The following is a 14,388-nucleotide window of genomic DNA, read 5'->3' as shown; positions in this document are numbered from 1 at the left end:
TGCTGTCATTTTTGTCTTCTTTTTCATATATGCTTATTCTACCGCACCCGGAACTTTCTTTGAAAGAAAACTGCATCCATCTTTGATTCCGGCTCTTTATTCTTTTAAAATGTCAATGTTATAATTTGAAGTGGGAATCAGATTGCTGCACTTGTCGGAATACTAATGGGCACAGTCTTGATAAATATGATATAGCGGGGTTGCAAAGTGAGCATTTCATTTATTTTATTCGGATTTTTTTTCGTTTTAAATATACTTTTGGCCGTCATCATGATTTTCAAAGAAAGACGCGACGCCAGCGCTTCATGGGCTTGGCTCTTGGTTCTTTTTTTTATTCCCATTTTAGGGTTTATTTTATACCTGTTATTCGGCCATAACCTGAGACGCAAGCACCTGTTTCAATGGGAAGACCGTAAAAAGATCGGAATTGAAAAGCTGCTGAAGTCTCAGCTGAAAGATCTGAAGTCGAGGCAATTCCAATTTAACAACAGGGCGACCGTGGATAATAAGGACCTCATCTATATGCTTGTCATGAACAACCACGCGGTTTTCACAGAGGATAATTCGGTTGAGATTTTAACGGACGGGCGCGATAAGTTCAAACGTTTAATGAAGGACATTTCCAACGCAAAAGATCACATTCACCTTCAATACTATATTTATAAAGGTGATGAGCTGGGAAAAAAATTGCGTGACGCCTTAGTGAAAAAAGCACAGGAAGGCGTAAAGGTCAGAGTGTTATATGATGAACTCGGTTCACGATCACTCAGAAAAAAATTCTTCAAACCGCTGCGGGACGCCGGCGGCTATGTGGAAGTCTTCTTTCCTTCCAGGCTTCGGCCGATTAATTTGCGGCTCAATTATCGGAATCACCGCAAGCTCGTGATTATTGACGGTGAAACCGGCTATGTCGGCGGCTTTAATGTCGGAGATGAATATCTCGGCCTGAATCCGAAATTCGGCTATTGGCGGGATACGCACCTCAGGCTTCAAGGCACGGCAGTCCATGCCATTCAGACACGGTTTATCCTCGATTGGAACCAAGCCTCCCATCACCATACGCTCACTTACGTTCCGAATCATTTTCCGGAATGCGAGCCGAAGGGCAATGTCGGGATGCAGATTGTCACAAGCGGACCGGATTCAGAATGGGAACAAATTAAAAACGGCTATATCAAGATGATCTCAACGGCGAAACGGTCGATCCTGATTCAGACGCCTTACTTTATTCCTGACTCCAGTCTTTTAGACGCCCTCAGGATCGCCTGTCTGTCAGGCATCGACGTCAAAATCATGATCCCGAACAAACCGGATCACGCTTTCGTTTACTGGGCGACTTTATCTTACATCGGCGATCTTTTGAAAGCCGGGGCCTCGGTCTACATTTACGATAACGGCTTTATTCATGCGAAAACGATTGTCGTCGATGATGAGACGGCTTCTGTCGGTACGGCGAATATCGACGTCAGAAGCTTCAGGCTTAATTTTGAAGTCAACGCCTTTATTTATGACGTCACCATCGCGAAAAAGCTCATTTCCTCATTTAAAGAAGATCTGCTTGTCTCCAGAAAATATACGTATGAAGAATATCAGGAGCGTTCGCTGTGGATTCGCATTAAAGAATCGGTTTCAAGGCTTCTGTCGCCGATTTTGTAATTCCCGGGTGCATCCCGGGAATTTTATCATATCAAAACGGATGCACGGCAGGAAAAAAACACATTTTATATTCAAAAGAATGACCGAATAGTGTATAAATGAAAAGTGAGTATTTTTTTGTAAAGGAGTGCCATGTGTTGAAACCTGAATCAGTAAATCGTTCGCTTATTTCTATTTCGAAATGGGGAAAAGCGACAGGTATTTTATTCATTATTATGGGCGCATTTGCGGCGCTGTCGGGTGCGTTTTTCTTCTTAATCGGAGCCATTCCCGGCGTTTTGCAGATTATTGCCGGCATTTTTCTGATGCGCTCGGCAAAAGAAGCGGGACAGATGGCGGAACAGTTCAATGAACTGACAGAGGAACATATGCTGGAGAATTACGCAAAATTCGTGAAAATGCAGGGGATCTACCTCATTGTAACGATCGGCCTGTCCGTTCTCGGCATCATTCTCTTCATTGTCCTCATGACGTTCGGCATTGTTGACGGTATGTTTGATAACATTGATGCAAATACATATTAAAAAACCCGGCGCGTGAGCCCGGGTTTTTTTCTTATTCGGCTTGCAGCCTTGCCTTTTCTGCCTTTTAACGAGGCTGACCATTCCTCTGCAGGCCCTCAAAATGCCATTGTCCGCCGCAATATCATAAGCAGATTTCCCTGTTCAGTGAGCGGCTTATCGGCGATTAAATCCCCTCTTACATCAAATACAAAGTAAAACATGACAGATGACTCAGTCAGAATCAGAAACAAGGATTGTGATTCTGCGAAAAAAGAATAAGGCTATGGCGGAACAGGACCGCCCATAATGTATTTTTTGGGCCTTTGTAATTAAATTACAAATACTCTTAATCTTCACTTATGCATTCGTGATATGATATTGAAGGGAGCGATCAAAAGCTTTGGCGTTAGTCATTAAGAATGTTTTAAATATATACGGGTGCTGCCTCACGTCAAAGTCAGAAAAAATAGTATAGGAGGTCACATATGTTTAAATTTAAAAAGAAGTTCTTAGTTGGATTAACGACAGCTTTAATGGGTATTAGCTTGTTTTCATCAACCGCGTCTGCTGCCGGTACAGACTACTGGCAAAATTGGACTGATGGAGGCGGAATCGTAAACGCTGTCAATGGGTCTGGCGGGAATTACAGTGTTAATTGGTCCAATACCGGAAATTTCGTTGTTGGTAAAGGCTGGACGACAGGTTCCCCATTCAGGACCATAAACTATAATGCCGGAGTTTGGGCGCCGAATGGCAATGGATATTTGACTTTATATGGCTGGACGAGATCACCTCTCATCGAATATTATGTAGTGGACTCATGGGGTACTTACAGACCTACCGGAGCGTATAAAGGTACTGTAAAAAGTGATGGAGGTACATATGACATCTATACAACGACACGTTATAATGCACCTTCCATTGATGGCGATAACACTACTTTTACGCAGTACTGGAGTGTCCGTCAGACAAAGAGACCAACTGGAAGCAACGCTACAATCACTTTCAGCAATCATGTTAACGCATGGAAGAGTCATGGAATGAATCTGGGCAGTAATTGGTCTTACCAGGTCTTAGCGACAGAGGGATATCAAAGCAGCGGGAGTTCTAACGTAACAGTGTGGTAACAGATTATCTTTAATCAGGGGCAGCTAACGGGCTGCTGATCGTTCCTTGAGAAATTTTAAAATCATTATGATTGTGAGTGCTAAGAGGCGACGGTCTTTTAGTTGGACTCCCAATATGGAGCCAAAACCGCAGCCTCTTGATCTTTTACGTTTGATGCATGTCTCCGATGGCTGTCATTTCATGCCTGCGTTCCTTCGCTTCTATCATAACGGCTTTTCCGCTGTTCTTTTCCTCCTTATTCCTGTAACCATTTTCATTACATCTCAAACGACATGAAGCCATCTCTTTTTAACAAAAGAGATGATTCATTACATCATAAAGAGATTTGTTCGCCAGTTCATTCTCCATTGCCCGCTGTACGCTTCCGAACGTCTCATCAAGCGCGTGCTGAATATTTTTGCCGACCGGACAGTCCGGATTCGGATTGTCGTGAACCGCAAAAAGCTCTTCCTTATTTTGTACCGCCCTGTAAACCTCTAAGAGGGTAATCTCCGACGGATCTTTTTTCAGGCTGGCTCCCGCAACACCTGCCCGGGATGTCAGAAGACCTGCTTTTTTCAGCTGGCTGATCGTTCTCCGCACTACGACGGGATTGGTGTTTACGCTGGCCGCAATCATATCTGACGATGCCCGTTCATCCGTTGAGATCAGCGAAAGAATGTGAATGGCCACAGCAAGACGGCTGTTAATCATGTTTTTCACCACCGGTGTAACCACAATGGTTACATTTCATTTGTTTTTCAATTATTAATATACACTAAAATACGCGGCAGGATGAAATCAAGTTGACAATAGAGGTGTAAAAAGGCCGGCGGAAACCGGCCGGTGAGGGATTAAAATAAGAAATAACGCTGACCGAGCGGAACATAGCTGACAGGCTGGCATGCCAGTTCTTCTCCGTCGGCGAACACCTGATAGGTTTTCGGATCGACTTGTATATTCGGCATCGCGTCATTCAGCTTCATGTCGAGCTTACTCAGCTTGCGGATATTCCGTACGGGGGAAATCATTTTTTCAAGCCCGAGCTTTTCCGGTACGCCGTTTGCGATACCGGCCTGGGACATAAATGTAATAGACGTATTGCGGTTCGCTTTCCCGTAGGATGCGTACATCTGACGCATAAACACAGGCTCAGGCGTCGGAATGGAAGCATTCGGGTCTCCCATCTGGGCGCGGGCGATCATGCCACCTTTGAGCACAAGTTCAGGTTTAACGCCGAAGAAAACCGGGTCCCATAGTACGAGGTCGGCGAGCTTTCCTTTTTCGACGGAACCGACTTCATGGCTCAGGCCGTGAGTGACGGCAGGATTGATCGTGTATTTGGCGACATAGCGTTTGGCGCGCACATTATCATTGCCGCTTTCTCCTGAAAGAGCGCCTCGCTGCTTCTTCATTTTATCGGCAACCTGCCATGTCCGGATAATCACTTCTCCCACCCTGCCCATCGCCTGCGAGTCAGATGATGTCATGCTGATCGCGCCGATATCGTGCAGAATATCCTCCGCCGCGATGGTGGCCGCTCTTATGCGTGAATGACTGAACGCCACGTCTTCAGGGACTTTTGAATCTAAATGATGGCAGACCATCATCATATCAAGATGCTCGTCCATCGTGTTGACCGTATACGGAATCGTCGGCGTCGTAGAGGACGGCAGAATATTGGCGTAAGAAGCGAGTTTCATAATATCCGGTGCGTGGCCTCCGCCGGCTCCCTCTATGTGATATGTATGGATAACCCGGTCGCCGATCGCATCAAGCGTATTTTCTAAAAAGCCCGCTTCATTAATCGTGTCTGTGTGGATTGCCACCTGAATATCCGCCTCATCTGCGACTTCCATGCATGCTTTAATGGCGCTTGGCGTTGATCCCCAATCTTCATGCAGCTTCAGGCCGATCGCGCCGGCTTCTGTCTGTTCAATGAGAGGCGCTTTATCAGAGGCATTCCCTTTCCCTAAAAAGCCGACATTGATCGGAAACTGCTCAGCCGCCTCCAGCATTCTCGCCATGTACCATGCGCCGGATGTACAGGTCGTCGCTTTACTTCCCGTCGCAGGGCCCGTTCCGCCGCCCAAAAGCGTGGTCACGCCTGAAGAAAGCGCGACTTCCATCTGCTGCGGGCAGATGAAGTGGATGTGCGTATCAACGCCGCCGGCCGTTACGATTTTTCCTTCGCCGGAAATGACTTCTGTTCCGGCGCCGATGACCATGTGCGGGTCCACCCCATCCATAATATCCGGGTTGCCGCTTTTCCCGACGCCGACAATCCGGCCGTCCTTCACCCCGATATCCGCCTTGACGATCCCTGTGTAATCCAGAACGACGGCATTTGTAATGACCAGGTCAAGCGCTCCGTCTTTCCCGGTGATACGGCCGTTTTGCCCCATGCCGTCCCGGATTGTTTTTCCTCCGCCGAAAATCATTTCTTCTCCGTAATTCGTGAAATCTTTTTCGACTTCAATCCATAAATCCGTATCTCCGAGTCTGACTTTGTCTCCCGTTGTCGGTCCGAACAGTTCTGCGTATTGCTCACGTGACATTTTCATCGGATCGCTTCCTCCATCCATCCGGCTTTTTTAAGATTCGACAGCGTCTTTTCTTTTCCCCGCTCATCCATATACGTATCAGCCATGCCGTTCAGGCCTCTGACCGTTTTTCGTCCTCCGATTTCCACGAGTGTGACGGTTTTCTCTTCTCCCGGTTCAAAACGGACTGAGGTGCCTGACGGGATGTCAAGACGCATGCCGATTGCTTTCTCCCGATTGAAGGACAGGGCGCCGTTGGCTTCCGCAAAATGAAAATGCGACCCTACCTGTACTGACCGCGTCCCATGATTGGTGACTGATACCTCCAGCGTCTTTCGGCCTTCGTTAATGGTGATGGTCCCCTTTGCGACTTGAATGGCTCCCGGCTTCATGACTTCACCTCCGCTTTGATCGGCTGATGAACGGTGACAAGCTTGACCCCGTCCGGAAACGTCGCTTCCACCTGAATGCTGTCCAGCATTGCCGGAACGCCTTCCATAACGTCTTTTTCCGTCAATACGCTGCGGCCTGATTCCATCAGCTCAGCAACGCTTTTTCCGTCTCTGGCGCCTTCCATCAGGTAACAGGTCAAATATGCGGCAGCTTCAGGATAATTCAGCAGAACGCCGCGCTCTTTCCGCTGTTTTGCGAGCTCTCCCGCTGTGAAAATAAGCAACTTTTCTTGTTCAACCGGTGTCAGTTTCATCTGTATTCCCCCTTAGTGATAGTCAAACGCAATCCACATGGTCATACCGAAACGATGCAGGCGGTTACCACCCCCTTCACCTCATGAAATGTTAAGTGATAAAAAGTATTCGACGGTGAACAGCCTGATTCCTTTTGCAGAAATTCCAGATTTCTTATTTTTTAAAACAAACGTTTAATCAAATGTGAAAAAAGATCACATTCTTTGTGAATATTATAAAGAAATTACCGCATAATTTATAGAATATTTAAAAATTTAGTGAATATTAACCAATCGAACTGGAATTTTTGTCATTTCTCATAACAAAAAGCCCAAAATATTTTGGGCTTTTGCTTTGTTTCAATATCAAATTAATCGTCACTGAGTTTATCTTTCGTTTCGCCGACACCCTTTTGCAGGCTGCCTTTCGCTTTGTCCTTCTTCCCTTCCGCTTTTAGATCGGACTTGTTTGCCATGTCACCCGCTTTGTCCTTCGCTTCCCCTTTCATTTTGTTCATGCCGCCTTTTACTTTGTCTTTTAACCCGTTATCTTGACTCATATCTATTCAGCTCCTTTTTTGTTTTGTGTACTTGTTTTCTTCCCTTTCAGCATTATCGCAAACATGTAAACTCTCAATTATTGATTTCACAGCGCTCCCCGTAGCGGAGCACTTTGTAAACGGCCAATCCGTCTGACAGCTTATTATCCCCGTATTTGACCGGCAGAAGGGCAAAGAATACATAATACGTTGAAAAATAGACAAATTGGTAAAAAAATAAGTTTGGCTCGAGAACATCTTTCATGATCAGCAGATTTATTATAAAGATAGAAGCGAGATTAAACAGACAGCCTCCGGAATAGACGAGCGCGCTCGTCAGACGGTTATCTATCCGCAATTCGCCGAATTGGCAAAAAGAATCTATAAAGTAGATACGCCGCACCTGAATCGGCCCCACTTTTAAAAAACGTTTCCCCATACCGATATCCAATGACGCCTTACCTCCGAACAGCATCGCCATAAAGCTGTGGCCTGACACATGGATGACAGACACCATCGGCAGAATGATGAGAAAGGATACGAAAAACTTTATCATATCATTAAATCCGAACAACAAATCCCTCCTTTCAATCATCCGTTTTTCCCTCTACTGCGATTTTTCCGTTTTCTTCAACGATCAAACGTCATAATGTGCATAAAAAAAATAACCATCTGCCGATCAGATGGTTAGAAAATTTATATATCGTATAAACATTGTTCTTTTTGAATGTTTTCTCTCATGTGAATCACTTTTTCATAAAAATACGCCGCTTCTTTATATTGCTCATGGGCGCTTGTGTATATGGCAGCCTCCAAGGCGAAATCTTCAATATACACATACAGCGATTTTTCATTCATATAGTCAAACACTTCATGGATTAAGTCCATATTGAGGGATTCCAGGTAAAGCGCTTGTAAAAACTTATATTTCTCTAAACTGAATCGGTCGCCGCGTTCTTTCGCGATCGTGACCCCTCTTTCATAATAAGTAAGGGCCGCTTCGTCATCACGCAGCCTGAAAAGGGTGTGTGTTAAGCTGAACAGCGCCTTCGGAAGCTGTTCAAGCTGATGTTCTTCAAAAACGGGCACCGCTTTTCTAAAGTAACGGGCCGCTTCAGCCAGATCACGCTTTTCAGAATAACAATTCCCCAGATTGTAAAGCGAAGACCCGATCAGGCGGGGCTGTCCTTCAAGCAAAGAAAGGCGGAGCGCTTCGTCTAAATGCTCAAGCGCTTTGTCGTAGTTTTTGCAGTCGATATAGTTTCCTGAGATTACGAAATGGCACTGTATTCTCCGCACTCTGTAAAAATCGTGTTTCATATATGTATCCAGCGCCTGAATCGCGTGATTCATGGAGAAATGAGTCTGCTTCATGACGTAAAACACTTCAGACATCTTGAAATGGAATTCCGCCCTCTCTATATCATCCTCGACAAATGAAAGGAGTTTTTCCGCTTTCCGGTAAAAAGAAATAGCCGCAACATAGTTATTCTGATCGAATTCATACATTCCTCTGAACAAATGGAAATAATACTCGGACAGTCCCGATATGCTGTCCGTGCTTTCGATCGTCTTTTGCAGCTCGCTGTACTGAATTTGAGATTGTTCGGTGAAATCCGGCTTGACGTAATCAAGCATAATATGATGGCGGTAGCTGATCAGCTGGTAATATAACAGCAGCAGCTGGTCTTCCTCCATACGTTGTATATCCTCATCAATTTCCTCTTTCAGCTTTATGGCATCAGCCGCTTGAAACGCTAAAATGTGCTTGTACCATTTGTTGATCTTGACTCCAACTTGAGATGACGGAATCTCGTATGCGGTCATGCCCCTTTCACAACCTTTTCTAATTTCTATTGGTTATATTTTAACATATTGTATGGCTTTGGAATTGAATAACTTGATCGTCCTGCATCAAAATTCCTATCATATATTTCGGCAGACATCGGTTTTTTTTGAACAGGCCTGAGCTTCATTTGAATAAAAAAGCCTGCCCTTGTTCGGGCAAGCCTTTATTCATCCGCCTATATACGACATTTCCACTTTCTTTTTCCCATCTGTTTTAGAAAGCGCGCGGTCAATTGAATACTGATCCGTACGATTTCTCCAGACAGAGGCGATGGATTCCGTCAATTCGTCATCAGTCAGGCCGCCGCGCACAAGCTTCCGCACATCGAAGCCGCTTGAAGCGAACAGGCACGTAAAAAGCTCGCCCCTTGCCGACAGACGCGCTCTGTTGCAGGAGGCGCAGAATGCATCCGAGACGGAGGAAATCACGCCGATTTCGCCGGAACCGTCGAGATAGCGGAATCTGGAGGCGACCTCTCCTTTATAATTCGCTTCTATCGGTTCCGCCGGCATGTGCTGATTGATCAGATCAATGATCTCAGCCTTCGTGATGACGTCTTTTTTATTCCATTGATTTGTATTGCCGACATCCATAAATTCAATAAACCGAAGAATATGGCCCTTTTCTTTAAAATAGCGGGCCATCGGCAGGATGTCTTTTTCATTGACGCCCTTTTGAACAACCATATTGATTTTCACACCGAGTCCGGCCGCTTTTGCCGCTTCAATGCCCTCGAGCACCTTGTTCACCGAGACGCCGCGGCCGTTAATGGCCTTAAACCGCTCATCCTCTAAAGAATCAAGGCTGACGGTCACGCGATGCAGCCCCGCCTGCTTCAGCTTTTCAGCATACACCGGAAGCAGAGAGCCGTTTGTCGTCATCGCAATATCGTTAAGCCCCGGGATGCGCGCAAGCTTTTTGATCAATTCAGGCATATCTTTTCTCATCAGCGGCTCCCCGCCCGTCAGCCTGATTTTTTCAACGCCGAAGCGGCCGACAAACAGTTTGGCAAGCCGTTCAAGCTCCTCAAATGAGAGCAATTCCGTCTTTTGCAGAAATGGATAATCCGGTCCGAACAGTTCGGCTGGCATACAGTACGTGCATCTGAAATTGCAGCGGTCGGTTACAGAGATACGGAGATCCCTGAGCGGCCTTTCCCTTTTGTCTGACACGCGGCGCGTTTCTGTATTCATAAGCCCAAGACCCCTTTCTATTGTTCAACCCGTTCAGGATGTGTGTATACGTTAAACGATCCGTTTCTCACAAAGCCTATCGCCGTCATGTTCAGCTCTTCCGCCATTTGCAGCGCAAGCTCCGTCGGCGCCGATTTTGAAATGACAATCGACACGCCGATTTTTGCGGCTTTCAATAAAACCTCTGAGGAAATCCGGCCGCTGAAGACAATCAGCTTGTCACGGACCGGCATTCCGTTTTTCAGGCAGTTGCCGTACAGCTTATCCAGCGCATTGTGGCGCCCGATGTCCGTCCTCATGAAGAGCATCTTTTCCGTATCGCACAGCGCCGCATTATGGACGCCGCCCGTTTCCTGGAATGTGCCGCTTTCGCTTTGCATCTCCTTCATGAGGCGAAGACACGTTTCAGGAGTTATAGTGATGCGGCTGACAGCGGTTTTGGCCGTTTTCACATCCTGCTGAAAGTAAAAATGGCGGCCTTTCCCGCAGCATGAACCGATCACTCTCTTCGTATAGTCTTTTTGCTCAAGCACTTCCGGATTCGTCAGCTCCACATATGCAAATCCGAGACTTTCATCTATCGTAAAACTTTTGATCTCTTTTTCAAAACGAATGACGCCTTCTGACGCGAGAAATCCGATAACGAGTTCCTCTAAGTGGTCGGGCGTGCAGACGAGCGTAACAAATTCCTGCCCGTTCACCATGACAGTCAATGGATACTCTGATACCATCCGATCTGCCGTTTTTGTTAATACCCCTTTTTCATAGCGGTATATTTCTCTTACCGCCGTTGTTTTTTCATCCACTGTTTTCCCCTCCGCAGTATCCTTCTCTTTTATTCTTCCATAATCCCTGTATTTTGTCGAATTTGCGGTTTAAAAAAAGAGCCCTCTTCGGACTCTATGTTTCGTTGCGATGATGTCTGCTCAAAATGGTGAATAAAATAACTGCGGCGATAATGGCCAATATACTGACAAATATGAAGGCGGCAAGCTTCAGAAAAACTCCCATCAGTACAAAAACGACTGCCGCCAGCACTAATATAATGCCTGCTCCTTTTAACAACAGCGTTCATCTCCTTTTAGTCGTATCATTCCCGCGGCTCCGTTTTCTAAACAAAAAAGACGCCGCGCGGGCGTCCTTTTTCAGCCTATTCTTTTGCTAAATCCTTCGCAGCGTCTTCCCAAGCCTGTTTGAACTCGTCCGCGCTGTCTGCTGAGACATACGTCCCGCCTCCTGCTTCCGCCGCTTTTTCAAGGCTTTCGCTTCCTTTCATGCCGAAGTTGAAGCCGATGATATTGACGATTGTGTTGACGTTCGCTTTACGGAGCTTTTGAATTTCAGCCTGAGGATTACCGCCGCATGTTTCTTCACCGTCTGTAATCAGATATACGACGTTTTTCCCTTTAGCGCCGGCCCGCTCAAATTCTTCGCGCGTATCAGAAAGCGCTTTCGCTATCGGTGTCCAGCCGGTCGGTTTAATTTTGCTGAGTGATTGCTCAAACGGAGTCACGGCGTACGGCTGAAGTCCGTATAACGTTTCTGTCGCGTTACATGATACGGCTTTGCCGGAGTTTTTATTATTGCCCTTATGGCCGAATACCCGAAGCATCAGATTCGTGTCTTCAGGAAGAACTTTTGCAAAAGAGGTGACAGAATCTTTCGCAACGTCTATTTTACGTTCTCCCCCCGTTTTTTGGATCATGCTTCCGCTTGCATCAAACAGCACAGCGACGTTGGTTTCCTCTTGCTTTTTCTCAGCCGCAAAAACAGGTGATCCGAGTGAGAGCGTCAAAAGTCCGACAATCCCCGCAGTAAACATTTTTTTCATTACCTTCATTCCTCTCCATTTGTTTTTTGCCGATGGGCCCCGGCTCTTCTCTATGCTAGTTTAGCTATTTGGAAAAAGATATAGGGCGTGATGCCTTTTATGAGAACGGCGATATATTACCAAAAATGAACAGAATTATGCGCATCATCCTAAAAAGATTGGCTAAATGATGACAGTTTTAATGCCTTTTTCGCCCTTTTTGTAATATAAGTCCGGGATCTGATTCTTTTTACAGTTTTCTCTTCATCTCTTCATGAAAACTTTGTTACATCAAACATAAAAAAAGGGCCGATAAACGGCACCTTTTTCTTATTCCGCTAATGATTTTGCTTCCATTGTAAAGATACGGTTCATATCCTTTTGGCTGTGAGCTTCGTAATATTTTCCTCCGCCCGCTCCGGCAATCGCATGCAGCTGGCCGTTGAAGCCTTCCTTAAAGTCAAAACCGATCACGTTGACTTTAATATGATGTTTGCGAAGTTCTTTCGCCGTCTTAATAGGATCTCCGCCGCATGTCTCCTCACCGTCCGTCAACAGGTAAACGGATTTAAAGCCGAATTTATGAACACCGTTAAAAGAAGCCTTCGCATCTTCTAATGCTTTTGCAATCGGTGTCCAGCCTGTAGGCCCGATTCCGTTCAGAGAGTTCAGGAAGCTTTGTCTGTCAAACTTTTGGAATCCGTACACACCGCGAATGGCTTCACATGATTGAACTTTTCCGGAATTTTTATTATTGCCTTCCGAACCGAAAACCGTCATTCTGACCTGTGATGTAGACTTAATTTGATCCGCAAAACGGATGATTTCATCTTTTGCCATATTGTATTTAGATACGCCGTCTATCCGTTTCGCCATACTGCCGCTCGCATCAAGTAAAATGGCGGTATTGTTTCTGAATAAAAGAGTGTTCTCGTCTGCTTTCTCAGCAGCAAAAGCAGCAGGAGATGCAGCAGTCAGCATCAATCCGAGCATAAGTATGAGTGAAAATGTTTTTTTCATTGCTTTTTCCCCTTTTCAATAGATTTACGTTCAACGCTGAACAATATTAATCGTAAATGAGATGAAAAGGGAAATAAATAGGACGGGCTTCCTCATTATTTTTGCGTACATTCACATAGAAGCGGCATTTTTATCAGTGATTTTCACCCGGTGCGCAGCCATCTACCCGCAATTGTCAGCCTTTAGCCTTTCGTTATATGAGTCCGTTGGTTGTTTTACCGTTTATGGAATAGTTTTCCGAAAAAAAGACGCTGATGACAGCGTCTACTTTTTCGCCATATATTTGTTTAAAAATGAAGCGGCCTCGGAAATGTTCACTCCCTGATAGTAATGCTTGACGATGTCCGTCACGGATTTTCCCTGCTCCGCCATGTAATTGGCTCCGTACTGGCTCATACCCACGCCATGGCCGAAACCCTTTGTCGTAATGGTGATGCTGCTCCCGTTTCGTTTCCATTCAAAGTCAGCAGAGCGGAGTCCGAGTTTTTCCCGGATGTCTCTGCCCTTCAGCTTCTTGCCGTTTATGACGGCCGTCGCCACTTGATGCCCCGGTGTTCTGGCTGTAATCTGCCCCACCGTGCTTTGTCCTGAAAGCTGCACGCCGAGCTTCTGCTGAAACTCAGACACACTGAAGGTCTGGGTGGCGAGATATTTAGGCGATTTCTTATCCCAGGGGCTTTTCACACTCTTTAAATAAGGAATGGCGCTTGTCCAATAGGCTTCCGCATTTTCCGTATAGCCGTTACTTGTAGAGAAAAAAGATGCCTCAATCGGTTTGTTGTCATACGTTAAAATCTTTCCTTGGGTGCCGGCCACCGCGTTTGTGATTTTCTTAAGCTTTTGAGCGTACTCAGAACCCCATTCTTTTTTCAGCTGGCTCTTGCTTTGATAGACTTGGAACATCTGCGTGTCATCCACCAGCGATCCTTTAGGCGCCTGAACGGCTGAGTCAGCGACCATCAGTCTGACGATGAATGTCCGGGCAGCGAGCGCCTGAGCTTTTAAGGCCTCCGGTTTAAAGTCTGCGGGCATTTCGGAAGCTACGACTCCGGTCACGTACTCTTCAAGCGGAATGTTCTCTACAGAATGTTTCGATGTCCGATAAACCGGAATGGATACAGGTGATTCTTTCAATGTTTCTGCTCCTTTTGTCTCTCGTATGGTGTGTGCTGTTTTGTGTCCGGGCTCTTTGTTCGCGGCCGCTCCTTTTTCTGCCTGAAACGGAAGAACGAGAATGGTGGGAACAAGAAGAATAAGTACACATAGCCCGGATAGTAGAAATACGATGGGTTTCATATATCAGCTGCCTCCTGCTTGGGATTCGACTCTACTTCATCTTATGGGCAGGGACAAGCTAATATGACTTCCTTTTGGACAGAATCTTTATTCGATTATTCACGCCAAAAACGTATTCTTTTTTGAAAATCAGAGCATAATAATGATGATAAACCCTATAAAAAAAACAGTATGCCAGATTGACATA

16 protein-coding genes are annotated in these 14,388 nt (G+C 45.8%); 3 read left to right on the top strand and 13 right to left on the bottom strand.

Annotated elements, in window-relative coordinates; genetic code table 11:
* Window positions 1–207: 207 nt before the first annotated feature.
* From cls to xynA, 3 genes are all read left to right on the top strand, one after another.
* Window positions 208–1,656: a cardiolipin synthase gene (cls, locus tag ACQE26_RS06255; RefSeq protein WP_489201951.1), complete on the top strand. Its 1,449-nt coding sequence runs from the start codon at window positions 208–210 to the stop codon at window positions 1,654–1,656.
* Between the two features lie 137 nt (window positions 1,657–1,793).
* Window positions 1,794–2,180 (top strand): DUF5362 family protein, encoded by a 387-nt coding sequence (locus ACQE26_RS06250; protein ID WP_060964070.1) that lies wholly within the window; start codon window positions 1,794–1,796, stop codon window positions 2,178–2,180.
* A gap of 464 nt (window positions 2,181–2,644) precedes the next feature.
* A complete protein-coding gene (xynA, locus tag ACQE26_RS06245; protein ID WP_016937663.1) occupies window positions 2,645–3,286 on the top strand; it encodes an endo-1,4-beta-xylanase XynA in 642 nt (213 codons plus the stop codon).
* A gap of 289 nt (window positions 3,287–3,575) precedes the next feature.
* Here xynA and ACQE26_RS06240 read toward each other — a convergent pair whose 3' ends face one another.
* The 13 genes from ACQE26_RS06240 to spoIID form a co-directional block, all read right to left on the bottom strand.
* On the bottom strand, window positions 3,576–3,980 hold the full coding sequence (locus tag ACQE26_RS06240) for an Rrf2 family transcriptional regulator (RefSeq protein ID WP_500470989.1): 405 nt from the start codon (window positions 3,978–3,980) through the stop codon (window positions 3,576–3,578).
* Between the two features lie 140 nt (window positions 3,981–4,120).
* Window positions 4,121–5,830: an urease subunit alpha gene (gene ureC / locus ACQE26_RS06235; RefSeq protein WP_016937661.1), complete on the bottom strand. Its 1,710-nt coding sequence runs from the start codon at window positions 5,828–5,830 to the stop codon at window positions 4,121–4,123.
* Window positions 5,827–6,201 (bottom strand): urease subunit beta, encoded by a 375-nt coding sequence (gene ureB / locus ACQE26_RS06230; RefSeq protein ID WP_016937660.1) that lies wholly within the window; start codon window positions 6,199–6,201, stop codon window positions 5,827–5,829. Before ureB ends, ureC begins: the two co-directional genes overlap by 4 nt.
* The gene (gene ureA, locus ACQE26_RS06225) at window positions 6,198–6,515 is read right to left on the bottom strand and encodes an urease subunit gamma (protein ID WP_500470987.1); all 318 of its coding nucleotides are present in this window, start codon (window positions 6,513–6,515) and stop codon (window positions 6,198–6,200) included. Before ureA ends, ureB begins: the two co-directional genes overlap by 4 nt.
* A gap of 350 nt (window positions 6,516–6,865) precedes the next feature.
* A complete protein-coding gene (locus ACQE26_RS06220) occupies window positions 6,866–7,054 on the bottom strand; it encodes a CsbD family protein (RefSeq protein WP_016937658.1) in 189 nt (62 codons plus the stop codon).
* A gap of 73 nt (window positions 7,055–7,127) precedes the next feature.
* A complete protein-coding gene (locus tag ACQE26_RS06215; RefSeq protein WP_438420812.1) occupies window positions 7,128–7,607 on the bottom strand; it encodes a hypothetical protein in 480 nt (159 codons plus the stop codon).
* 122 nt (window positions 7,608–7,729) lie between these two features.
* Window positions 7,730–8,860, bottom strand: a complete 1,131-nt coding sequence (locus ACQE26_RS06210; RefSeq protein WP_500470985.1) for a response regulator aspartate phosphatase — start codon at window positions 8,858–8,860, stop codon at window positions 7,730–7,732.
* Between the two features lie 189 nt (window positions 8,861–9,049).
* Complete coding sequence (gene moaA / locus ACQE26_RS06205; protein WP_016937655.1) at window positions 9,050–10,075, bottom strand: GTP 3',8-cyclase MoaA; 1,026 nt, start codon at window positions 10,073–10,075, stop codon at window positions 9,050–9,052.
* A gap of 17 nt (window positions 10,076–10,092) precedes the next feature.
* Entirely contained in the window at window positions 10,093–10,881 is a 789-nt protein-coding gene (fdhD, locus tag ACQE26_RS06200; RefSeq protein WP_049627565.1) for a formate dehydrogenase accessory sulfurtransferase FdhD, read from the bottom strand.
* Between the two features lie 94 nt (window positions 10,882–10,975).
* On the bottom strand, window positions 10,976–11,140 hold the full coding sequence (locus tag ACQE26_RS06195; protein ID WP_438420814.1) for a hypothetical protein: 165 nt from the start codon (window positions 11,138–11,140) through the stop codon (window positions 10,976–10,978).
* Between the two features lie 85 nt (window positions 11,141–11,225).
* Window positions 11,226–11,906 carry a VWA domain-containing protein gene (locus tag ACQE26_RS06190; protein WP_049627566.1) on the bottom strand — a complete coding sequence of 227 codons (681 nt, stop codon included), beginning with the start codon at window positions 11,904–11,906 and terminating at the stop codon, window positions 11,226–11,228.
* Window positions 11,907–12,215: 309 nt separating this feature from the next.
* Window positions 12,216–12,905 carry a VWA domain-containing protein gene (locus ACQE26_RS06185; RefSeq protein ID WP_500470984.1) on the bottom strand — a complete coding sequence of 230 codons (690 nt, stop codon included), beginning with the start codon at window positions 12,903–12,905 and terminating at the stop codon, window positions 12,216–12,218.
* 264 nt (window positions 12,906–13,169) lie between these two features.
* Window positions 13,170–14,201 carry a stage II sporulation protein D gene (gene spoIID, locus ACQE26_RS06180; protein WP_060964061.1) on the bottom strand — a complete coding sequence of 344 codons (1,032 nt, stop codon included), beginning with the start codon at window positions 14,199–14,201 and terminating at the stop codon, window positions 13,170–13,172.
* Between the last annotated feature and the right edge of the window lie 187 nt (window positions 14,202–14,388).

Source organism: Bacillus sp. 5RYD7K (assembly GCF_059831465.1).
This window is presented reverse-complemented; position numbering and strand designations above follow the sequence as displayed.

Bases quoted from the DNA above. Each gene is read 5' to 3' on its own strand.
- moaA (WP_016937655.1), bottom strand. From the start codon at position 10,075: ATGAATACAGAAACGCGCCGCGTGTCAGACAAAAGGGAAAGGCCGCTC.
- xynA (WP_016937663.1), top strand. From the start codon at position 2,645: ATGTTTAAATTTAAAAAGAAGTTCTTAGTTGGATTAACGACAGCTTTA.
- ureC (WP_016937661.1), bottom strand. From the start codon at position 5,830: ATGAAAATGTCACGTGAGCAATACGCAGAACTGTTCGGACCGACAACG.
- ureA (WP_500470987.1), bottom strand. From the start codon at position 6,515: ATGAAACTGACACCGGTTGAACAAGAAAAGTTGCTTATTTTCACAGCG.
- ACQE26_RS06190 (WP_049627566.1), bottom strand. From the start codon at position 11,906: ATGAAAAAAATGTTTACTGCGGGGATTGTCGGACTTTTGACGCTCTCA.
- ACQE26_RS06185 (WP_500470984.1), bottom strand. From the start codon at position 12,905: ATGAAAAAAACATTTTCACTCATACTTATGCTCGGATTGATGCTGACT.
- spoIID (WP_060964061.1), bottom strand. From the start codon at position 14,201: ATGAAACCCATCGTATTTCTACTATCCGGGCTATGTGTACTTATTCTT.
- ACQE26_RS06220 (WP_016937658.1), bottom strand. From the start codon at position 7,054: ATGAGTCAAGATAACGGGTTAAAAGACAAAGTAAAAGGCGGCATGAAC.
- ACQE26_RS06210 (WP_500470985.1), bottom strand. From the start codon at position 8,860: ATGACCGCATACGAGATTCCGTCATCTCAAGTTGGAGTCAAGATCAAC.
- ureB (WP_016937660.1), bottom strand. From the start codon at position 6,201: ATGAAGCCGGGAGCCATTCAAGTCGCAAAGGGGACCATCACCATTAAC.
- ACQE26_RS06240 (WP_500470989.1), bottom strand. From the start codon at position 3,980: ATGATTAACAGCCGTCTTGCTGTGGCCATTCACATTCTTTCGCTGATC.